18 protein-coding genes, 1 tRNA gene and 2 pseudogenes are annotated in these 20,229 nt (G+C 72.6%); 9 read left to right on the top strand and 12 right to left on the bottom strand.

All coding sequences use genetic code 11. The features are described from left to right. Positions 1-153: 153 nt before the first annotated feature. Together LCD33_RS24685 and LCD33_RS29075 are read right to left on the bottom strand one after the other, a co-directional pair. Positions 154-996: a DUF4253 domain-containing protein gene (locus LCD33_RS24685; protein ID WP_224957930.1), complete on the bottom strand. Its 843-nt coding sequence runs from the start codon at positions 994-996 to the stop codon at positions 154-156. Between the two features lie 117 nt (positions 997-1,113). After that, entirely contained in the window at positions 1,114-1,800 is a 687-nt protein-coding gene (locus LCD33_RS29075) for a zinc-binding dehydrogenase (RefSeq protein ID WP_374108119.1), read from the bottom strand. Between LCD33_RS29075 and LCD33_RS29680 the strand changes: the two genes are divergently transcribed. Continuing rightward, entirely contained in the window at positions 1,694-1,933 is a 240-nt protein-coding gene (locus tag LCD33_RS29680; protein WP_374108118.1) for a hypothetical protein, read from the top strand. The genes LCD33_RS29075 and LCD33_RS29680 overlap by 107 nt on opposite strands. Here LCD33_RS29680 and LCD33_RS29675 read toward each other — a convergent pair. Continuing rightward, positions 1,819-2,142, bottom strand: a pseudogene (locus LCD33_RS29675) (alcohol dehydrogenase catalytic domain-containing protein); the annotation flags it as partial. The gene LCD33_RS29680 and the pseudogene LCD33_RS29675 sit on opposite strands and share 115 nt — an antisense overlap. Positions 2,143-2,243: 101 nt before the next feature. Here LCD33_RS29675 and LCD33_RS24665 point away from each other — a divergent pair. Further along, the gene (locus tag LCD33_RS24665) at positions 2,244-2,918 is read left to right on the top strand and encodes a TetR/AcrR family transcriptional regulator (protein ID WP_224957929.1); all 675 of its coding nucleotides are present in this window, start codon (positions 2,244-2,246) and stop codon (positions 2,916-2,918) included. A gap of 34 nt (positions 2,919-2,952) precedes the next feature. On the opposite strand, the gene LCD33_RS24660 is transcribed toward LCD33_RS24665, so the two are convergent. From LCD33_RS24660 to LCD33_RS24650, 3 genes are all read right to left on the bottom strand, one after another. Beyond that, positions 2,953-3,150, bottom strand: coding sequence for a DUF1918 domain-containing protein (locus tag LCD33_RS24660; RefSeq protein WP_184482931.1), 198 nt, complete (start codon positions 3,148-3,150; stop codon positions 2,953-2,955). Between the two features lie 66 nt (positions 3,151-3,216). After that, a complete protein-coding gene (locus LCD33_RS24655; RefSeq protein ID WP_224957928.1) occupies positions 3,217-3,618 on the bottom strand; it encodes a hypothetical protein in 402 nt (133 codons plus the stop codon). Between the two features lie 145 nt (positions 3,619-3,763). Then, a complete protein-coding gene (locus tag LCD33_RS24650; protein WP_224957927.1) occupies positions 3,764-4,597 on the bottom strand; it encodes a metal-dependent hydrolase in 834 nt (277 codons plus the stop codon). Between the two features lie 176 nt (positions 4,598-4,773). Here LCD33_RS24650 and LCD33_RS24645 point away from each other — a divergent pair, with 176 nt between their 5' ends. The 3 genes from LCD33_RS24645 (at position 4,774) to LCD33_RS24635 (ending at position 6,693) form a co-directional block, all read left to right on the top strand. Beyond that, positions 4,774-5,994 carry an NADP-dependent isocitrate dehydrogenase gene (locus tag LCD33_RS24645; RefSeq protein ID WP_224957925.1) on the top strand — a complete coding sequence of 407 codons (1,221 nt, stop codon included), beginning with the start codon at positions 4,774-4,776 and terminating at the stop codon, positions 5,992-5,994. A 128-nt stretch (positions 5,995-6,122) separates the two neighbouring features. Next, on the top strand, positions 6,123-6,323 hold the full coding sequence (locus tag LCD33_RS24640) for a DUF4177 domain-containing protein (protein ID WP_224957924.1): 201 nt from the start codon (positions 6,123-6,125) through the stop codon (positions 6,321-6,323). Positions 6,324-6,618: 295 nt separating this feature from the next. Then, positions 6,619-6,693: transfer RNA gene (locus LCD33_RS24635), tRNA-Val, on the top strand. A gap of 583 nt (positions 6,694-7,276) precedes the next feature. Here the strand turns inward: LCD33_RS24635 and LCD33_RS24630 are convergent. From LCD33_RS24630 to LCD33_RS24615, 4 genes are all read right to left on the bottom strand, one after another. Beyond that, on the bottom strand, positions 7,277-7,501 hold the full coding sequence (locus LCD33_RS24630) for a hypothetical protein (protein ID WP_224967911.1): 225 nt from the start codon (positions 7,499-7,501) through the stop codon (positions 7,277-7,279). A gap of 143 nt (positions 7,502-7,644) precedes the next feature. Then, positions 7,645-8,007 carry a hypothetical protein gene (locus tag LCD33_RS24625; protein WP_224957917.1) on the bottom strand — a complete coding sequence of 121 codons (363 nt, stop codon included), beginning with the start codon at positions 8,005-8,007 and terminating at the stop codon, positions 7,645-7,647. Between the two features lie 113 nt (positions 8,008-8,120). Continuing rightward, positions 8,121-8,768, bottom strand: a complete 648-nt coding sequence (locus tag LCD33_RS24620; RefSeq protein ID WP_224957916.1) for a response regulator transcription factor — start codon at positions 8,766-8,768, stop codon at positions 8,121-8,123. Beyond that, positions 8,765-9,943, bottom strand: coding sequence for a sensor histidine kinase (locus LCD33_RS24615; protein ID WP_224957915.1), 1,179 nt, complete (start codon positions 9,941-9,943; stop codon positions 8,765-8,767). The genes LCD33_RS24620 and LCD33_RS24615 overlap by 4 nt, the downstream gene beginning before the upstream one ends. A 120-nt stretch (positions 9,944-10,063) precedes the next feature. Here LCD33_RS24615 and LCD33_RS24610 point away from each other — a divergent pair, with 120 nt between their 5' ends. The 3 genes from LCD33_RS24610 (at position 10,064) to LCD33_RS24600 (ending at position 14,453) form a co-directional block, all read left to right on the top strand. Beyond that, positions 10,064-10,837 carry an ABC transporter ATP-binding protein gene (locus LCD33_RS24610; protein WP_224957914.1) on the top strand — a complete coding sequence of 258 codons (774 nt, stop codon included), beginning with the start codon at positions 10,064-10,066 and terminating at the stop codon, positions 10,835-10,837. Then, the gene (locus LCD33_RS24605) at positions 10,834-13,278 is read left to right on the top strand and encodes an FtsX-like permease family protein (RefSeq protein ID WP_224978341.1); all 2,445 of its coding nucleotides are present in this window, start codon (positions 10,834-10,836) and stop codon (positions 13,276-13,278) included. The genes LCD33_RS24610 and LCD33_RS24605 overlap by 4 nt, the downstream gene beginning before the upstream one ends. A 260-nt stretch (positions 13,279-13,538) precedes the next feature. Beyond that, positions 13,539-14,453, top strand: a complete 915-nt coding sequence (locus LCD33_RS24600) for an alpha/beta hydrolase (RefSeq protein ID WP_224957912.1) — start codon at positions 13,539-13,541, stop codon at positions 14,451-14,453. Here the strand turns inward: LCD33_RS24600 and LCD33_RS24595 are convergent. Continuing rightward, positions 14,428-14,958 (bottom strand): TetR/AcrR family transcriptional regulator, encoded by a 531-nt coding sequence (locus LCD33_RS24595; RefSeq protein WP_224957911.1) that lies wholly within the window; start codon positions 14,956-14,958, stop codon positions 14,428-14,430. The genes LCD33_RS24600 and LCD33_RS24595 overlap by 26 nt on opposite strands. Positions 14,959-15,224: 266 nt before the next feature. On the opposite strand from LCD33_RS24595, the gene LCD33_RS24590 reads away from it, so the two are divergent. Next, the gene (locus LCD33_RS24590) at positions 15,225-15,671 is read left to right on the top strand and encodes an HIT family protein (RefSeq protein ID WP_224957910.1); all 447 of its coding nucleotides are present in this window, start codon (positions 15,225-15,227) and stop codon (positions 15,669-15,671) included. A gap of 393 nt (positions 15,672-16,064) precedes the next feature. On the opposite strand, the pseudogene LCD33_RS24585 reads toward LCD33_RS24590, so the two are convergent. Continuing rightward, a pseudogene (locus LCD33_RS24585) lies at positions 16,065-20,229 on the bottom strand (hypothetical protein); the annotation flags it as partial.

Genomic DNA, 20,229 nt, shown 5'->3' with positions numbered 1-20,229 from the left:
GGGATCTTTTTCCCGAGTGGCTCCGCCACGAGGGAAAAGCTGTCCTCGCGAGAATCCCGCTGAGAACCCGCGGGTGGTCCGGTTGCTCTTGTGGTCAGCTGCTCAGCGGCTTCGCCGCTGACGGGAAGAACGGCGAAGCCGGGGCGAGCTCGCTCATTCCCACCAGAAGGACCAGGTGCGGCGGGCGCGGATCTCGCGGGCGTAGGAGGCGATGCTGCCGGCGTCCTGCAGGACCCGGTCCGGGCAGAACGCCCAGTGCTCCGCGGCGACCGACGTGGCGTGCGCCGGGTCCTGCGGCGGGGCCGCGACGCTCACGTCCAGCCGGTCCGGCCCGAGCCGCAGCAGCCGCGCCCCGAACCGGTCCTCCCAGCTGCGCAGCAGCGCCGACATGCCCGCGGTGCGGGACACGTGGTTCGCCGCCCCGGACCAGCCGAGCACGGTGAGCACGTCGGACCCGCGCCGCACCGGCACCAGCCCGAGCCGCGTCTCGTCGTCGACGAACCGGGTGGCCTGCTGGTTGGCGAGGATGTCCGGGTCGGCCAGCAGGTTCCCGGCGGGCGCCAGCTCCGGGCAGTTCGCGTCGAACGGCGCCAGCGAATCCATGTCGTAGGCGGGGCCGAGGTCGTCGTCGGCCCGGCACAGCCCCTCCCAGATCCGCAGCATCACGTCCTCGGCTCGCCACAGGTCGATGTGCTCCAGCGGCTCCGGGGGCACGACGCCGACGGTGCACCGGCTGCCGTAGGTCTCGGTGTCGTCGCACAGCAGCAGCGGCCACAGCCCGGTGCGCCGGTGGTCGGCGCGCAGCGCCCCCAGCAGCCGCGGCGCCGGCCGGTCGAAGCTGATCCAGCACAGCGGCGGCTCGTCCCCGTTGGCGCGGGTGGACTGCTCGGTGAGCAGTTCGCCGTCGGGCAGCGGGACGGAGGGCGCGACGCCGGAGGCTCTGGCGAGCAGCTCCGAGAGGTCGGCAGGGGTCTCGGTGGCCTGGTCGTCGTGCAACTCGTCACCGCCTCCTCACCGGACGTCACGCCGCGCCCACCCTAATCAGGGGCGCCGGGCGGTCGGTGAACCTGCCGCCTTTTCGTGATCCGCACCGCCGCGGCGGCAGGCCCGGCCTCAGGGCAGCAGCACGATCTTCCCGGTGGACTTCCCCGATCGGTGCAGGTCGAGGGCTCGGGCGGCGTCCCGCAGCGGGAGCCGGTGCGAGATCAACGGGTGCAGTTCGCCGTCGGCGAGCATCCGGAGCAGCCCGGCGAGGTCGTCGCGGTACCGGCCGTCGGCCCGCACGTAGTACATCCGGGCGCGCCGCCCGCCGGCCCGGCCGAGCAGCCGCAGCGCCTCCCAGCGGGCGATGCGCAGGGCGACGTCCGCGTACGGCTTCCACCACGAGCCCGCGTCGTCGAGGGTGCCCGCGCTGCCGTAGCTGATCAGCCGCCCGCCGGGGGCGAGGAGTTCCCAGGAGCGGGTGAGGCTGTCCGGGCCGAGCGGGTCGAACACGGCGTCCACTCCGGACGGTGCGAGCTCCCGGACGCGGCGGCCGACGTCCTCGGTGCGGTGGTCGACGAGTTCGGCGCCGAGCCCGGCCAGCCGCTCGTGCCGGTGCCCGGAGGCGGTGCCGATGGCGCGCACGCCCGCGAGCCGGCACAGCTGCAGCAAGGTGCTGCCGACGCCGCCGCCCGCGCCGTGCACCAGCACGGTGCCGCCGCGCGGGACGCGGGCGCTGCGGTGCAGCAGCTGCCAGGCGGTGACGCCGTTGGTGACCAGCGCGACCGCTTCGTCGGCGGGTACCTGCGCGGGCAGCACCACCGCGAGTTCGGCGGCGAGCTCGACGTGCTCGGCCCAGGCGCCGGTGCGGGTCATCGCGGCGACGCGCTGCCCGGGCCGGCAGGTGGTGACGCCGGGTCCGGTGGCGACGACCTCGCCGACGAGGTCGTAGCCGGGCACGAAGGGGAACGCGGGCTGCATCGGGTAGCGGCCGCCGAGCATCTGCACTTCGGCGAAGGAGAGCCCGGCCGCTTCGACGCGGACCAGCACGCGGCCTGCGCCGGGCGCCGCGTGCTCGGTCTCCCTGCTGGTGAGCACGTCCTGCGGGGCGCCGAGCCCGGTGAGCACGAGTTCGCGGCCGGTGATCGCGGTGGTGGTCATGGTCGAACCTCCAGGGGTGAGACTACGTAACGAACGTGAGAGCTTCTAACGAAAGAGTGCCCCTGTTACCATCGCGCTGTCAACAGGGAGGTCCGCACCGCATGTCCGCACCCCAGCGCAGCCCCCGCGAGCGCTACCGCGACCAGACCCGCGCCGAGGCCAAGCAGGTGGCGCTGGAGCAGCTCGCCGAATCGGGCCCGGCGGGCATCTCGGTGAACGCCATCGCCAAGCGCATGGGCATCACCGGCCCCGCGCTCTACCGCTACTTCGAGAACCGGGACGCGCTGCTGAGCGCGCTGATCGTCGACGCCTACCGGGACGTGGCGGAGGCGGTGGAAGGGGCCGCCGAACGGCACCGCAGGAAGGCGCCGGCCCGGCGGGTGCGGGAGGTGGCGCTGGAATGGCGGCGGTGGGCGCTGGCGCAGCCGCACCGCTACCTGCTGCTCTACGGCACGCCGGTGCCGGGATACGCCGCGCCGGAGGAGACCTACGAGCTCGCCGACCGCGCCCTGCGCGCGCTGCAGGCGCTGTTCGCGGAGCTGGTACCCGCCGACCCGCCGCCGCGCACCGAGCTGGACGAGCAGCTGATCGCGCTGCGCGCGAAGCGGTCGGGGGAGGAGCTGCCGCCCGCGGCGCTGCGGCGCGGCGCGGTGGCCTGGACCCGCTTGCACGGGGTGCTGAGCCTGGAGGTGCAGGGCCAGTTCGCCGGGACCGGCATCGACCCGGAGCTGCTGTTCCGCGCGGAGCTCGACGCGCTGCTCGCCGAACCCTGGTAGGTGCCGCCCGGTGCCGGGCGGCACCCGTCCGCGGTCAGGCCTCCTGCGCGCGCCGCGGCTCGACGATGCAGTCGGGTCCCGGGTAGACGAGCCGTTCGTGCCCGTCGTCGAACCGCACGAGGTACGGCGGGGCACCCGCCGTGCCGCGCACCTCCAGGATCAGCCCGGTGCGGTCGGTCTCCTCCACCGTCCGGCTGTGCACGTGCAGTTGATCGCCGATGGCTGCTCTCATCACGCTCACCTCCGCATCCAGGCTAGGGGTGGGGAGGGGCGGTTCGCAGTCCGCTGACCTGCGCGATCAGCCGGTGACGTCGGCGCAGGTGTCGGCCACGGCGGCGGTCTTCTCCAGGTGCTGCTGCGACCAGTTGAGGCCGTTCTGCAGCGTGATCTGGCCGGTGGCGACCTGGTCCAGGGAGGCTTGGACGTCGAGCAGCCGGTCCTGCAGGGTCCGGTCGCCGACGCGCTGGGCGAGCGCGCTGATCTCGTCGGCCTTGGTGCGGGCGTCGTCCTGCGCCTGCTCCACGTCGGCGAGGTTCGGGGTGTAGCCGGCGGCTTCGAGCGCGTCCACGCAGGCGGTGGCCTTGTCCAGCCCCTGCTGGGCCTGGTCCAGGCGGTCCCGGCCTTCCTGGAGCTGCCCGCACCCGGCGAGCACCGGCAGCACCAGCGCCGCCGCGACCATGAGCTGCCGACCGGCTCGCATCGATCTCCCCCGAGGGTTCGTCGGCGCCCGCGCGCCACCTGCTCATCACCTTATCGAGCGACTCGTGCCGTGGTGGGCGTTGTGCGTCACTCCACGCGGTCGGCGCAGCGAGGCGCCCCGCCGCGCCGGAGCGGGTGATCGGCGGTCAGGGGCGCGGCGTCAGCCACCGCATGACCTCGGGCGGCAGGTCCAGCGTCGCGATCCACGGGGCGGCGCCGACGCGGTAGAGCACCACCGCGCCCAGCACCACGGCGACGATCGTCAGGGCGGGGCCGACCAGCACCATCTCCACCTTGCCGCCGGTGCGCATCCGCATCGCCTTCGGCGGCGCCACCGCGTACCAGGTCTGGCCGTCCAGCGGGATCGGCCACAGCATCGGGCAGCCCTGCTCGGTGATGGCGTCGCCGAGGAAGTGCATGACGCAGCCGAGGATCACCGCGACGCCGAGCGCCGCCGCCTCCGTGGGCTGGTCGCCGGTCCACGCCCAGCAGGCCGCGGTCAGCGCCAGCGAGGCCACCGCGATGAGCAGCGCGTCCCGCCGCGGGTTCCAGGTGTGCATGATGCCGCGCACGGCGAGCCCGGCGAAGGTGAACATGAGCACGCCGATCGCGATCGAGCTGGTGCTCTGCACGATGGCGGTGGTGACCAGCCCGGCCAGCACCGCGAACACGACGGTGTGGGTGAACCCGCGGTGCGTGCCCTCCCGGTCGCTGTCGTGCTTGGTGCGGGTGAGCCGGTACATGAACCCGCTGAACCCGCTGAACATCGCGGACACGCCCCGGGACAGCGCGCCGAAGGTGCTGGCCACGGTGGATTTGGGGTGGTCGATGTCGGGTAGTAGTGCGGCACCGGACGCGAGCGTGGCGCCGACGACCCACGTCTTCGGGGACAGCTGGCCGATGAGGTGCTGGTCGGCGAGCGCGGTCACTGCCGCCCACGCGGCCAGTCCGCTCATGGCGTGTGTGGGTCCCGTCGACAAAGCCGCCTCCCCGTGATCGTGGCCTCCGCGAGCCTAGAAGGTGATCTCGCGGCGAGTGGCCGGGTGGGCGTTTTCGTCTCAGGGCGGTGTCGCGGGAGCCGGGGCCGGGGCACAATCGATACCGATAGCAGTACGCTTGTACCGCTTGCATTCTCGCGAGAGGAGCACCCCGCCACATGAGCAAGATCAAGGTCCAGGGAACGATCGCCGAGCTCGACGGCGACGAGATGACCCGGATCATCTGGTCCTTCATCAAGGACAAGCTGATCCACCCGTATCTGGACGTGAACCTCGATTACTACGACCTGGGCATCGAGCACCGGGACGCCACCGACGACCAGGTGACGGTGGACGCCGCGAAGGCCATCGCCCAGCACGGCGTAGGCGTCAAGTGCGCCACGATCACGCCGGACGAGGCCCGAGTGGAGGAGTTCGGCCTGAAGAAGATGTGGCGGAGCCCGAACGGGACCATCCGCAACATCCTCGGTGGCGTCATCTTCCGCGAGCCCATCGTGATCTCGAACATCCCGCGCTACGTGCCCACGTGGACCAAGCCGATCATCATCGGCCGCCACGCGCACGGCGACCAGTACAAGGCCACGGACTTCAAGGTCCCCGGCCCCGGCACGGTCACCATCACCTACACGCCCGCGGACGGCTCCGAGCCGATCCAGCAGGAGGTCGCGCAGTTCCCGACCGACGGCGGCGTGGCCATGGCCATGTACAACTACAAGCGCTCCATCGAGGAGTTCGCCCGCGCGTCCTTCCGCTACGGGCTGGAGCGCGAGTACCCGGTGTACATGTCCACCAAGAACACGATCCTCAAGGCCTACGACGGCGTCTTCAAGGACGTCTTCGAAGAGGTCTTCGAGAACGAGTTCAAGGAGGCCTTCGACGCCAAGGGCCTGACCTACGAGCACCGCCTCATCGACGACATGGTCGCCACGGCCATGAAGTGGGAGGGCGGCTACGTCTGGGCGTGCAAGAACTACGACGGTGACGTGCAGTCCGACACCGTGGCGCAGGGCTTCGGCTCGCTGGGCCTGATGACCTCGGTCCTGATGACCGAGGACGGCAAGGTCGAGGCGGAGGCCGCGCACGGCACGGTCACCCGCCACTACCGCCAGCACCAGCAGGGCAAGCCGACGTCGACCAACCCGATCGCGTCGATCTTCGCCTGGACCCGCGGCCTGGAGCAGCGCGGCCGGCTGGACTCCACCCCGGAGGTCACCGGTTTCGCCCAGGCGCTGGAGCAGGTCGTCGTCGAGACCGTCGAGAGCGGCAAGATGACCAAGGACCTGGCGCTGCTCGTCGGCGGCGACCAGGGCTACCAGACCACCGAGGAGTTCCTGGCCTCGCTGGACGAGAACCTGCAGAAGAAGATGGCCGACCGCTGATCTTCGCCTGAAGGCATCCGCTGAACGCGCCACCCTCGCCCCGCTTCCCGGGGTGGGAGTGGCGTTTTCGCGTTCCGGAGCGGCCCCGTGATGAGATCACCGCAGCACCCGATGCGGAGGAGGAACGGATGCCGTACCAGTACAAGGTCGTGGAGCTCCGGGAGAAGTGGCTCGGCGGCAAGATGTCCGGCGACAAGCTCGAAGGCGTCCTCAACGAGCACGCCGCGGACGGCTGGCGGATGAAGACCATCACCGGCGCCGACGTGAAGGGGCGGCTGGGGCCCGGCGGAGTAGAAGGACTCCTGATCACCTTCGAACGCGAGGTCTGATTTCTCGCCTGCCCCCGCTGCTGCTGCGTAGTGCTGGGGTGGCGGAACCTCAGCGGTTCCCCCGCTGCGGGATCGTTTTCACCGGTGGCTCCGCCACAGGCGAAAACGCTGTCCTCGCGGGGGAACCGCTGAGAACCCGCGGGTGGTCCGGCTGCGTGGGTGGTCTTCCGCTCAGCGGCTTCGCCGCTGACGGGACACCGACCAGGTCCGCCGGGGCGGTTCGACGGCAGGCGCGCGGCGGGGGTCGCCGAGCGGGCGTGATCTCCCGTCCGCTAGGCTGGCACCACAACAGCAAGCGCGTTTAGCTCAGCGGGAGAGCGCTACCTTGACACGGTAGAGGTCACTGGTTCGAACCCAGTATCGCGCACCAGCGTTCAAGCAGGTGACGGCCCCATCGGCGATCTTCGTCGATGGGGCCGACTGCTGTTCGGGGCAGGTCGGGAGCGGTTGATCTCGGCTCGCCCGACGCCCCGGCGGGCGATCGCCGGGGCGGCCCCGACCACGGCGACCCGATCGTCCGGCCGGTGTTCTGGCCTCGGAGTGCGGACGGTGCGCGGACCGGCCGAGCGGCGGGCCGGAGCCTCAGGCCGGGCCGTCGATGGTCAGCGCGCAGGTGACCGGCCGGCCGGGCTGCCCGGCCTCGCTCACCCGCTCCTCGCCTTCGACACGAACGGCCGACGCTGGAACCGGTGCGCGAACTGGCACCCGGGCTGGCGAAAACAGGCAAGCTCGTCTACTCGGCGCACGTCTACGGATGCACCGGCCCGAATCACAGCGGTGCCACCGGAACCGGAGCACGGCCGCCGGGTGCCGGTCGTCGAACTCCTGCATCTGCGAGCGCCGGGCGGTGCGGTGATCGGGGTCGTCCGGCGTCTTCTCGCGCGGATGATGCGGGATCGGCCCGAGAACACCGGTTCCCCCGCCGAAGTCGGCGGGGGAACCAGGTGGTGGGGTCAGTCGCGGATGAGGTTGTTCGGGCCGTTCTGGTCGTCGGTCACGGGCGCGCAGAACAGCGGGCCGGGGTCGCCGTGGTCGGCGAGTTCTTGGAGTTTGTCGGAGCAGGCTTGGGCGGTGGGGTATTCGCCGACGACTTCTTCGGCGAGTGCGGTGCCTGCGCCTGCGACGGACATGCCGGCCGCGCACAGTGCCAGGGCCGTGATGGTTTTGCGGATGCTCATGGAAGTTCCTTTCCGAGTGGGCATCCCGAAGGCGGCGGCGAATGGCCGCCTCCGAGAAAATGGATGTTCACTGCTGGTCGATCGAAGCCGAGGGCGACGCCGGCACGGTGTGCGAACCGGCCCACGATCGGCAGGCCGGAGCCTCAGGCCGGGCCGTCGATGGTCAGCGCGCAGGTGACCGGCCGGCCGGGCTTCCCGGTCTCGGTCACCCGCTCCTCGCCTTCGACCAGCACCTTGCAGGTGAGGGCCGAATCGGGGGAGTCCGGCGTGACGACGACCTTCGCCGGACCGCCCATCGGAACCCACGTGTCCTTGTGCGGGACGCTGAACTGCACCGGAGGCTGCTCCTGCGAGTCCGAAGTGGACTTCTGGACGGTGCCGGTCGCCCCGGCGGGACCCGCGACCTCCAGCGTCACCTCGTAGGCGGTCTGCTCCGGCGGACCGCCGCACGCGGTGAGGCCGACGAGGGCGAGTGCCGGCACGGCCAACACGAGTGCACGCTTCATGGGGATTGAGCTCCTTCGCACAACGGCGTTCGATCTTCCGAGACCAAACGCTATTGGCCACCCGCTCGGTCGCGGATCGGTCGGACGACCGGTTCGCGCGGGAATCCCTATGACTATCGGCCTACCCCTTGCGACTGCCAGACCCACGCGGCGATCTCCACCCGGTTCCGGAGGTCCAATTTGGACTGGATGCTCGACAGGTGGGTCTTGACGGTGCCGAGGGACAGGAACAGCTGCTCGGAGATCTCGGCGTTGGTGGCGCCGGTGGCGACCAGCTGGGCGACCTCCCCCTCGCGGGCCGACAGCGGGTTCGGCCGGTTCGCGCGGGGTTCGGCGGGGGAGTGGTTGCGCAGCAGCTTCACCGTGATCGCGGGGCTGACCAGCGCTTCACCCGAGGCCGCCGCGCGCACGCCTTCGAGCAGCAACGCGGAGCTGGCGGTCTTGAGCAGGAAGCCGCTGGCGCCGCCGTTGAGCGCGCGGTGCACGTACTCGTCGTCCTCGAAGGTGGTGACGACCACGACCTTCGGCGGGTCCACCGCGCCCGTGGCGTTGATCCGCTGCAAGGCGTCCAGACCGTCCAGCCGGGGCATCCGGATGTCCATCAGCACCACGTCCGGCCGGTGCAGCGCGACCATCTCCAGCGCTTCCACGCCGTCGGACGCCGTGCCGACCACCTCCATGTCGTCCTCGGCACCCAAGATCATTTCGAAGCCGGTGCGGATCATCGCCTGGTCGTCGGCGATGAGCACTCTGATGGTCACGCGGTACCTCCGTTCGACGGCAGCGGCATGCGGGCTGCGAGGACCCAGCCGCCCGTCGGGGCGGGCCCGTCCTCGAACTCGCCGCCGACTTCGGCGACGCGGTCGCGCAGGCCTCGCAGACCGAATCCGCTGCCGGAGATCTTGCCGACCTCGCCGTCGTCGCCGACGCGCACCACCAGCTCGGATTCGGCGCGTTCCACGTCGATCCGCACCGTCGTCACGTTCCGGCCGTGCTTGCGGACGTTCGTGAGCCCTTCCAGGGCGACCCGGTGCGCGGTGGTGCCGACGTCGGCGGGGATGCCGTCGGTGGAGTCGGGCAACCGGAGCCGCGCCTCCGGTCCCGGCCCGCGGTTGAACCGCTCGACCATGGTGGAGATCTCGTCGATGGTGATCGGCGGCGCGGTGGTCCCGCCGTCGTCGGCGCGCAGCAGCCCGACCATGCGGTGCAGCGATTCCATCGCCTCGGCGCCGGCCTCGGCGATGCTGTCCAGCGCGTCCAGCGCCTGCTGCGGCGACCGCTTCGCGATCGCCTGCGCGCCGCGCGCCTGCACCACCATTCCCGTCACGTGGTGGCCGACGAAGTCGTGCAGGTCGCGGGCGAAGTCGGTGCGCTGGATCAGCCGTTCGTGCTCGATCTGGCGCTGCCGCGCCCGGCGGGCCAGCCGGGCGGCCAGGCCGATCGTGCAGGACAGCGTCACGCAGCACACCAGGAGGAATCCGATCACCACCTCGGTCAACCGGCCGCGCCCGATCGCGGGCTGGGCCACGACGACCGCGGACACGACCACCCCGGTGGCGATCGCCCAGCGCTTCTCCGCCCGCCACACCACGAGCCCGAGCAGGATCAGCAGCGCCGCGGTCGGCGTGAGCAGCAGCAACCCGAGGTCGGGGCGTTCCGGCCAGCCCCTGGCGTCGTAAGCGGGGTAGTACACGGCCGCCGAGATCACGGCGGCGCCGATGGCGGCCGCGGGCAGCGCACGAGGTCCGAGCCGCGGCGCGATCAGCAGGACCACCGCGGCCACCGACCCGCCGGTGAACATCACGGCCGGCGGCCACCGCGTGCCGTCGAAGCCCTCGAAGATCACGTACTCCAGCAGCATCGTCACGGGCGTCGTCACGAGGATGCCGAACAGCCAGAGCAACGACTGCCATGCGGGCTTGCCGGGGAACACCATGCGCCGACCCTAGACAAGCGGGGTCAGCCGCCGGGATCAGCCGAAAGGCAGAGTTCTCCGCCGGCGAACCGGTCGGCGGACGGAGGTGGACCGCACCCGCGACTCGGCAGGGTTCGAGACATGAACCAACACAGCCGACCCGCCGACGCCGCGCGTCCCGGCGCGTCCTACGCCGTCGAAGCGGTCGACCTCGTCAAGACCTACGGCACCGGCCCTGCGGAGGTCCGCGCGCTGGACGGGCTGTCCGTCCGGTTCCCCGCCAGGAGCTTCACCGCGGTGATGGGGCCGTCGGGCTCCGGGAAGTCGACGTTGCTGCAGTGCGCGGCGGGCCTGGACACCCCGACCGGCGGGAGCGCGCTGATCGGTGGCGTCGACCTGGCCACGTTGGGCGACGACGAGCTCACCCGAATCCGGCGGGAACGGATCGGGTTCGTCTTCCAGCAGTACAACCTGCTTCCCGAGCTCACCGCGGAGGAGAACATCGTGCTGCCGGTGCAGCTCGCCGGGCGCAGGCCGGAACGCGGCGCGGTCCGCGAGCTCGCCGAGCGGCTGGGGCTGTCGGGCCGGTTGGGGCACCGTCCCGCGGAGATGTCCGGCGGGCAGCAGCAACGGGTGGCGTTGGGCCGGGCGCTGCTCACCCGGCCTGAGGTGATCTTCGCCGACGAACCCACCGGGAACCTGGACACGCGGTCGAGCGGCGAGATCCTGGAACTGCTGCGGACGTCGGTGCGCGAACTCGGGCAGACCGTCGTGATGGTCACCCACGACCCGGTGGCCGCTTCGTACGCCGACGGTGTCGTGCTGGTCGCGGACGGGCGGCTCGTCGACACGCTCGCCAAGCCGGACCCCGCGCGGATCGCGGAGGCCATGCGGCTGCTGGGGGAGATCCGATGAGCGCCGTCGTCCCGCACCTGCGCACCGTCCGGCGCGCTCCCGTGCGACTGCTGCTGTGCGGCGTCACGATCGCCGTGGCCGCCTTCTTCATCACCGCCACGCTGCTCGGCCGGGACATGGCGCTGCGCACGATCACCGATGATCTGACGTCGATCCCGGAGGGGGCGTCGGCGGTCGTGCGCTCCCCGTCCGGGTTCGGGCCCGCCGAGCTGGATCGGGCGGAGGGACTGGCGGGCGTGACCGGATCGACCGGCCGGGTGAGCGGATCGGGCCTGGTCGGAGCCGTGGAGGTCGATCTCACCGCCGATCCCGGAGCGGGGCCGCTGAGCCGGGTCCAGGTGGACGAGGGCGCGTATCCGCGTTCACCGGGGGAAGTGGCTGCGTCCGCCCGCGCCGCCGAACGGCTCGACCTGCGCGTCGGCGACGAGGTCGAGTTCGCGGACCCGGACGGTGGCCCACCGCAGCCGCTCACCGTGACCGCGCTGGTGGACTCCCCGTCCGCGGACGGGCTCGCGCTCTACGCCCCGGACCGGGAAGTGCTCGCCCGCACCGGTGCGGAGCTGGCCCGCGTTGATCTCACCGGCGACCTGCCCACGATCCAGCGCAGCGCCCAGCCCACGACGTTGGCCGTGCAGTCCGCGGAGAACGCGCGACAGGCCGAGTTGAGCGAAAGCCTGGAAACGGTCGACAAGGTCTCGGCGGTGCTCGGCGCGTTCGTGCTGGTGGCGTCGCTCGCGTCGACCATGGTCGCGGTGTCCGCCTTCCGGATCGTGTTCGCGCAGCGCACCCGGCACCTCGCGATGCTGCGCGCGTTGGGCGCCACGAGAGGCGGGCTGCGCCGGGCGCTGGTCGCCGAGGGCGCGCTCACCGGCCTGCTCGCGGGAGGCGCCGGGACGCTGCTGGCCGTCGGAGCCGGGCTGCTCGTGCCGCTGGTCGCGCCGGTCTCGGCGGTGACCCCCTCGCCGCTGGTGCTGGGTTCGGTGGTGGTGGGCGTCGTGCTCGCGGTGGTGCTCGCCGTGCTGGCCCCGGCCCGGGACGCGGCACGGGCGTCCCCGCTGGAAGCGCTGCGGTCGACGACGCGGGCGAGCGAGCGCGCGGCCAGGACCGCGCTCCGGACCGCGCTCGGTGCCGCGCTGCTGGCCGCGGCGGTGCTGCTGGTGGTGCTCGCCGTGTCCAGCGGGCTGCTGTCGCGCTACCGCCCGAACGGGAGCACCGAAGATCTCATGCTGTACGGCGTGCTGGCCGTCGCCGCGTGCTTCTGCGCATACCTGGCGTTCGCGCCGGCGCTGGCCCGACCGGTGCTCGCCGGTGCGCACCGGTTGCTGCGGCGGTTCGGTCCGGTCGCGACGTTGGCGGTGCGCAGCGCGGGCGGGATGCCGCGTCGCGCGGCGTCGGTGTCCTCGGTGGTGGCGTTGGCCGCGACGCTGCTCCTCGCGGCGCTCACCGCCGGCGGCACCTTGCGCGATTACAGCGAGGCGAGCTCGGCCGCGCAGTACCCCGCCGACATCGAGGTGCGCGCACCGGAAGGGGAGGTGCTGCCCGCCGACCTGCCCGCGACGTTGGCGGCCGATCCCGCGTTGCGCTCGGTCGTCCCGTTCCGCGCTCCTCGGCTGCGGCTGGAGCTGCCGAGCGGGCCGACGAGCTTGGAGGTGTCGGACCTGCCGATCACCCGGCTGTCCGGCTCGGTCGGGAGCACCGCCGCCGACGGGTCCCTGCACGACGCGGAACCCGGCACGATCGTCGTGTCGGACGCCTTCGCGAGCAAGACCCGGCTCGCCGCGGGCGATTCCGCCGGGCTCGGCGACCGGGAGGTGCGGGTCGCGGCGGTGGTCGTCGGGTCGAGCCTCGGCGGCTCGCTGGTGCTGGCGCACCCGTCCGACCTCGACGCCCTCGGCGACGACCCGGCTCCGACCGGCGTCGTGCTCGACGCCGCCCGCGGGGGCCTGGCGGCGGCGCAGTCCGCGGTCGCCGCGCACGGGAGCACCGGGCCGGAGCTGGAGGTCAGCGTGCTCGACGACTTCCGCGCGAAGGAGTCCGACCTGGTCGGGCAGCTCACCGGCAGCGCGTTGGCGCTGATCGCGCTGACCGTGTTCGTCGCCCTGGTCGGCGTCGGCACCACCGCGAGCCTGTCGGTCGTCGAGCGCGGCCGGGAGAGCGGCATGCTCCGCGCGGTGGGCCTGTCCCGCGGCGGGCTGCTGGGCGTCCGGGTCGGTGAGTCCGCGCTGTACGGGCTGCTCGGTGTCGTCTTCGGGGCGCCGCACGGGATCGCGCTGGGCACGTTGCTGATCACCGCGCTGGTTCCGGAGGCGTCGCTGGCGATACCGGTCCTGGCGCTGCTGGCGGCCTGCGCCGGACTCGTGGCGGTCGCCGGAGCGGCCGGCCTCCTGCCGTCGTGGCGTGCCAGCAGAACCCCGCCGGCCACCGCGACCCGCCAGGACTGACCTCCGGGCGGTGGTCGCCGGTCCGGCCGCGTGCGGGTGGCGGCGCGGACCGGGCGAGCTTCGGCGGAGCGGCCGTCCGATCCCGGTACCGCGCACGACGTCCTTCCCCGGTCCTCCCCGGTGATCTTCCTTCGGCGGGGACGCGTCGGGTCCGTTCCCGATCGTGCGCTCGAAAAACCTGAGCATTCCGGCGGCGTTGCAGGTCAGGCTGGGCGGGAACGCGAGTTGTGCGGCGTTCGGGATGATCTCAGGCTGGTGGCATGAACCTGCACGACTACGCCGCTTTCGTTCCCGCCGCGCACACCGCGGCGCTCGTCGAACCCGACCGCACCTGGTGGCGGTGGCGCGACACCCGCGTGCACGTGGCACGCGCCGCCCGTCCGGACTCCGCGGCCCGCGTGCTGGTGATCCACGGTGTCGGCGGGTACGGCGAGTCGCTGTGGCCCGCGCTGGCCGTCGCGGCGCAGGACGGCGTCGAGGTGCTGGCTCCGGACCTGCCGCTGTACGGGCGCACCGAGACCCCCGACCCGGCGGCCGTCCGCTACGGCGACTGGGTCGAGCTGTTGTGCGAGCTGGTGCGCGCCGAGCGCGCCGCCGACCCGCGGCCGCTGGTCCTGCTCGGGGCCAGCATGGGCGGGATGCTCGCCTACGAGGTCGCGGCCCGCACCGGCGAGGTCGCCGCGGTGCTGGCGACGTGCCTGCTCGACCCCGCCGACCCGGTGGCGCGCGCGGCCGGTGTGCGGTGGTCGTGGCTGAGCGGGCTCGCCCCGCGGCTGTTGCGCGCGGTCGACCCGGTCCTGGGCCGCGCGCGGGTGCCGATCCGCTGGGTGGCGGACCTGCCCGCCGTGAGTTCGGATCCCGCCCTGGCGCGGCTGTGCGCCGCAGATCCGCGTGGCGGCGGTGCCCGGGTGCCCCTCGGGTTCGTGTCGAGCTTCCTGGCCCACGAGCACGCCGACCCGGCTTCGTTCACCGCCGCGCCCGTCACGCTGGTGGCGCCCGGCGCCGATGGCTGGACGCCCGTCGAGGTGAGCACGTCCTTCCTGCGGCGCATCTCGGCGCCCACGAAGGTCGTCCTGCTGGAGAACTGCGGGCACCTCCCGGTCGAGGAGCCCGGCATCGGCCGGCTCCGCGCGGAAGTGCTGGCCACCGTCAGCGAGGTGGCGCCAGCGCGGTGACGAGCCCGGCCAGCCGGTCGACGCTGAACCCGCGCTCCGCCATCACCCGGTGCAGGTGCGCGTCGACCGCGGTGACGATCGTCCGGGCCGTCAGCTCGGCGTCGGCACCGCGGTCGCAGCGCTCCAGGTGGAACGCGACCTCGTCGACGACGTGCTGCTCCACCGCTCGCACCACCGCGAGGTCGCGTGCCGTGCGGGGCAGCAGCCGGTGCAGGACCGCGTGCAGCCGCTGGTGGGTCCGGTGCTCGTGGACGACGGCGTCGAGCAGCGCGCGGATGGTCTCGTCGAACGGCGGTGCCTCGGCGCGCAACCGGTCGAGCACCGCGCCCGCGTTCCGGGCGACGTCGGCGACGTGGCGTTCCGCGACCGCCGCCAGCAGCGCCTCCTTGTCGGAGAAGTACCGGTACAGCGTGCCGATCGACACCCCCGCCCGGTCGGCGATCCGGTTGGTGGTCGTGGCGGTGCCTTCGCGGGAGAACATCTGCGCGGCGGCTTCCACCAGCACGTCGACCGTGTCGCGCGACCGTGCCTGCCCGGGTTTCTTCCTGATCTCGCCGATGCCCGAGTGTATGCGGCGGTGGCACGACCGCAGTGCGGCGGCCCGCGTCCTCGCCGGGCCCGGCGGCGTCACGGGCCCGCCGTGCCGCGGGTGCCGGCCATGCGCAGGTCCTCCCCGGCTTGAGCATGCCGCCGCGGCACGGTTTCCGATGGCGGCGCCGAACCGCGGACCCGGCGCCGCACTCCGTGCTGCGAAACGAGAAGGCCTTGCCAGTGACCGAGAACTACGATCCCGAGAACCCCTTCGCGAAGATCATCCGGGGTGAGGGGCCCGCGCACGTCGTGCACGAGGACGACGACGTGCTCGCCTTCCTCGACGTGTTCCCCCAATCGCCGGGGCACGTGCTGGTCGTGCCGAAGAGCGGCGAGCCGCGGACCCTGCTCGACGTGACCCCCGAGCAGCTCACCGCGGTCGTGCACGTGGTGCAGCGCGTCGCCCGTGCCGTCACCGACGAGCTCCGTCCCGCGGGCGTGCAGATCGTCCAGTTCAACGAGGCGGCCGCGGGACAGACCGTCTTCCACCTGCACTTCCACGTGATCCCGCGGTACGGCACCGGTGAGCTGCTCCCGCACGCCGGGATCCGCGGGGACGCCGAGCGGCTCGGGGAGCTCCAGCGGCGGATCAGCAGCCGCCTGGCAGCACAGCGCCCGGCCGCCTGATCCGACTGCCGCCGCGCGCTCGGCGTCCTCCGCCGCACCGGCCGAGTCCGGCCGCGCGCCGCTCCACCGGCTCGGCCCGCGGCGGGTGGTCTGCGCCATGGGCGGGAAAATCGGGCTCGAGCGTGCCGCGTCCGTGCGGGCTCGCCTCCGCCTCCGCCTGCCAAGTGCCACTCATGATCGGGGCGACCGGCCTGACCGCGATCCAGGACCCGCGGCTGGTCGCCATCCCGGCGATCACCCTCGTCCTGGTGTGCGTCGGCACGACACCGCGGCGCTGGTCCGCGCCGTCCGCCACCGCTGAGCCGCGGGCGGGCGCACGACGAGTTCCCGCTCCGGCCCGCCGAATCCGGCCGGGCCGGCGATCGCCGCCGATCGCCGAGCGGTGGGCCGCCGTCAACGGCGGCTGCGGTAGTAGCCGCGGCCGTAGGAGTCGTAGCCGTCGTACGGGGCTTGTTCCCGGTACGGGTTCGGTTCGATGGCCGGGAGGCCGTAGGTGGAGTTGTACGGGTCCGGGGGCGGTGCCGTGGAGGTGCTCGCCCCGGAGGTGTCGTAGGTGTAGGGGTAGGAGTAGTTCTGGCTGCCGCCCCGGTCGTACGAGCTCTGGTGGGACGACGCGGGGGGATAGGTCGTCGTCGTGCTGTAGTAGTCCTGGCTCGAACTGGGCTGCGGCGGCCCGGACCAGTCCCAGCCGGGGTCGACCGCGGGGATCGGCACCTGCCGGGTGGTGCTGCCCACGTAGTCGCGGCCGTAGCCGCTGCCGACCGCGTTGTTGCCGTAGTTGTTGCCGTAGTCGTCGAGCGTGGTCCGCGTGTTGTCGGCCGGAACGTTCGCCGCCGACTCGTTCCGGTTGATGGCGCTCACCTGCTGCGGGGTGTAGATCGTGTCGGCATCCATCCGCGGTGTCGTCGAGCCGCGGTCGTAGCGCAGCCAGCCGCCGTTCTCGGCGACGCCGATGTAGCCGGTCCGGGTGACCGCGACCTCGTTGTACCCGAAGTAGAGGGAGTTGTCGTAGCGCCGGCTCAGGTCGTGCCCGGCGGAGTACCCCGAGCGCAGTCCGCTGACGATGCGGACGGAGTTCTCCGCGTTCCCGGCGTCGCAGGCCGCGAACACCAGCGGTGATTTCTCGTTGCGCTCCATGATGTATTGGAATTCGGGGTTCTTGTCCAGCAGGTAGGCGACGGTCTCCTGGCTGACGCTGATCACGGTGCTGATGCCGTCGATGGGGATGGTGACGCCGTATCGGTCGTTGTTCGTGTGGATGAAGATGAAGGTGGGCGTGCGCGGGCGGCCGCGCCGGTCGGCGTCCCGCTGCCACGGTGGCCGCACCTGGGAGCCGTCCCGGTTGGCGGGGCCGGGGACGAGGCTCATCTCCCCGGGGAGCGTGCGCGTCACCCGGCCGTTGAAGTTCCGGGTGAACGATCGGAACATGTCCGCGTCGCCGCCCAGGGTGGGGAAGCAGACGCCGATCGGGCGGCCGTCCGCGTCGCCCAGGATGCGGCTTTCGACGGCGTTCGGGGTGAATTCGACGGTGACCGTGGTGCCGTCTTCGCGCCGGTAGCGCCCTTGCAGCATCACCGGTGCCGGGGCCGGTCGACGTCGAGGCGCGGAGGGCTGCGGTGCGAGTTCGTCCTCGTCGTCCGGGCGCCGCGCGGGTGACTCGTCGCCTCGGTTCGGTGCGGGTGCGTCGTCGTCGCGGTTCGGCCGGGACGATCGATCGCCCCGGTTCGACGCGGGTGCGTCGTCGTCCCGGTTCGGCCCGGACGATCCCTCGCCCCGGTTCGGCGGCGGGGCGTCCGGCGTGCTGCCGGGTGCCGGGTCCGGGAGGTCGTTCCGGAACGTGGTGGTGGGGACGTCGTCGCCGATGGCGGCGCCCAGCAGGTCCAGGTAGCGCGGGCGCAGTCCGCCCTCGGACAGCCCTTCCGCGGTGGTGCCGCGTTCCGCGGGGGAGTAGAAGTCGCCCATCAGCGAGCCCGGGACGTCGAGCTGCACCTGCGGGCCGTGGCCGGCGTTGTGCTCGTCCGGAATGCCCAGCGCGTGCATGAGCTCGTGCGCGGCTTCCCGCGGCCTGATGTCGGAACGCCACTGCCGCGCGTTGCTCAGCCCGCGGTGGCCCTCGCCGACGACCACGGACACGTCCGCGTCCCGGCCCGGCTCCACCTGCTCCAGCCGGACGAAGAGCCGGTCCCCGACGGGGCCGGTGCGGAACTTCGCGCCCGGCCGGTTCACCACGTCGTGGATGCCGTCGACCGCCGAGGACCACGCCGCGGCGAGATCACCCGGGGTGGCATCCCGCCCGGCGGACAGCGCCACCCGCAACGTCACCTCGGCGACCTGGTCGCCGTCGTGGTTCATCCGGCGCACTTGGAACCGGGAGTCGAGCACGGGTGCGCGCGGTTCGGCCCGGCGCGCCGCCACGTCGTCGAGCGCGGAGCGCAGGTCCACGTCGGGATCGCGGAAGGCCGCCAGCTCCGCGTGGTGGATACCGGCGGTGCGTCCGCGCTCCACGCCCGGGATCGAGCTGCGGAAGTTCTCCCACTCGCGCGGGTCCACCGCGAACGGGGACCGGTCGTCCCGGGAGAGCGGGCCGGTGCCGCCCGGTTCGTTCTCGGGGCGGGCCGGAGCCGACGGGTACTGGCTGTAGTAGCCCTGGCTGCCGTAATAATCGGAGCTTCCCGTGTTCCGGTACGGGTTCGGCGCGATCGCGGGTTGCCCGTAGCTGGATTCGTACACGGTGTGCGAGGAACTCGGGTAGGTGGTCGGGGTCTCTTCGTAGTAGTAGTCCCGGTCTCGGTGCCGGCGGCGGTGGCGGCGGTGCGAGCTCGTGTGGACGGGTTCCTGGTAGGACGGCGTGGTGATGGGGGCCTGGCTGTAGGTGCTCGGCTGCGGTGCCGGTGCGCTGTAGTAGTCCTGCCCGACGTACCGGCCGCTGTACGCGCCGAAGCCGTAGCTGTCCCCGCTCGGCGGCGGCGCGGGAGTGCTGTAGCCATCGCCGTAACCGCTGCCGTAGCCACCGCCGTAGCCACCGCCGTAGTCGGGCGGTCCACCGTCGGGCCCGCCGCTGCCGGTGGGGCTGTTGCCGGCCGCGCCCTCCTGCCGGAGCTCCTGCGCCTCCCGGTAGCTGGACCGCACGTGACGCGCGATGTCCTCGGCGGTCCGCTGCAGCCCGTTCGGTGACTCGCGCGAGCTGCCCTGCACCCGCAGTTCCGCGACCAGCGCGGGCGGGTCGAGCAGGGGGACGCCGCCGGAGTAGTTGTGGTCCATGCCCATCGTGGTCCGGATGACCAGCGCGTCGTACTGGCTGACGCGGTGCGCCGGGCGGGACGAGAACGCCCCGTCGAGGTAGTCGCCCAGCGTCCGCCCGGACGAGCGCGCGTTCCGCACCCGCGGCGGTACCCGCTCCTGCAGCAGGGCCACGCCCGGATTCGCGTTGACCACCCCGCTGCGGAAGTTCCCCGCGAACCGGGCCGCCAGGTCGCGCGACGCGCCGTCCAGGTACCGCCGGACGTCCTGGCTCAGGGCGCGCCGGGCTTCCCAGATCTCGACCCGGGAGTTGAGGGCCGCGTAGTTCTTCCCCATGCCGGTGCCCGCGTAGTGCCGTTCGGCGATGGCCGCGAACTGCGTGTAGGTGAGGGCGAGGAACCCTTCGAGCTCCTTGCGCTCGAACCGGGAGAACCCGTTCGCCTCGGCCGCTTCGTCGCTGATCCGGCGGGCCAGGCTCATGCCGTCCCGCAGCTGCTGCCGCGCCGCGCTGTTGAACCCGCCGGTGCGCATCGAGTCGCTGATGTAGCGCATGAACCGGGGCAGGCCCGCCAGCGGCACACCCGCCGAGTAGTGCGCGTAGATCTCGTCCTGGTTGTGCTGGCTGTACTTGCGGATCGGGAACTCGCCCGCGTCCGGGTCGACGTCGAAGCGGTCGTCGTCGAAGACCCGCTCCAGCCGCGTCCGGTCCCGCGCGTTCCGCAGCCTGCGCACCGCGTCCTGGACCGCCCGGTGCACCTGCTCCGCCGATGGCCGGCCCAGGTCGCCGTCCACCACCGCGAACGGCTTGCTGACGATCTCCAGCACCGGGCCGCTGTGGCCGTCGTCCAGCACGATCGAGAACTCCGGGGCGTCCACGATCGTTTCGAAGTCGTTCGTGGTGTAGCCGCGGGGCAGCGAGATGCCGATGTTGTGCAGCTCGCCCTCCAAGCCCATCCCGCCGCCGCGCAGGCCCGGGAGCTCGCCCGAGACGGCGTAGTGGGACAGCTCGTAGGCGAGCCGGTCCGAGTTCAGCACCGGTCGTCGCAGCGGCAGCCACTCCCGGTACGCCGCCCGGACCTCCTCTTCCGAGATCGGCCGCTCGGTGAGTTCGCGCATCCTCTTGCGCACCAACGCCACCTGGAGATCGGTGAGCTCCGACGGGCGTCCGTCCCGCGGGGCGGCCGGAGCGGGGCGCTCCCCGCCGTCCGCGTCCTGGCGGGCGGTGGCGTGCCGCTCCGGAGCGGTGACCTCGTCCGGGCCGGGACGGGCCGGGGTGGTGGTGCTCTCCGTCGACGGCCGTGCCGGGCGGGCGGTGGGG

Origin of the sequence: Saccharopolyspora sp. 7B, from assembly GCF_020177435.1 — a bacterium.
In the GTDB taxonomy this organism is placed as follows: domain Bacteria; phylum Actinomycetota; class Actinomycetes; order Mycobacteriales; family Pseudonocardiaceae; genus Saccharopolyspora_C; species Saccharopolyspora_C gregorii.
This window is presented reverse-complemented; position numbering and strand designations above follow the sequence as displayed.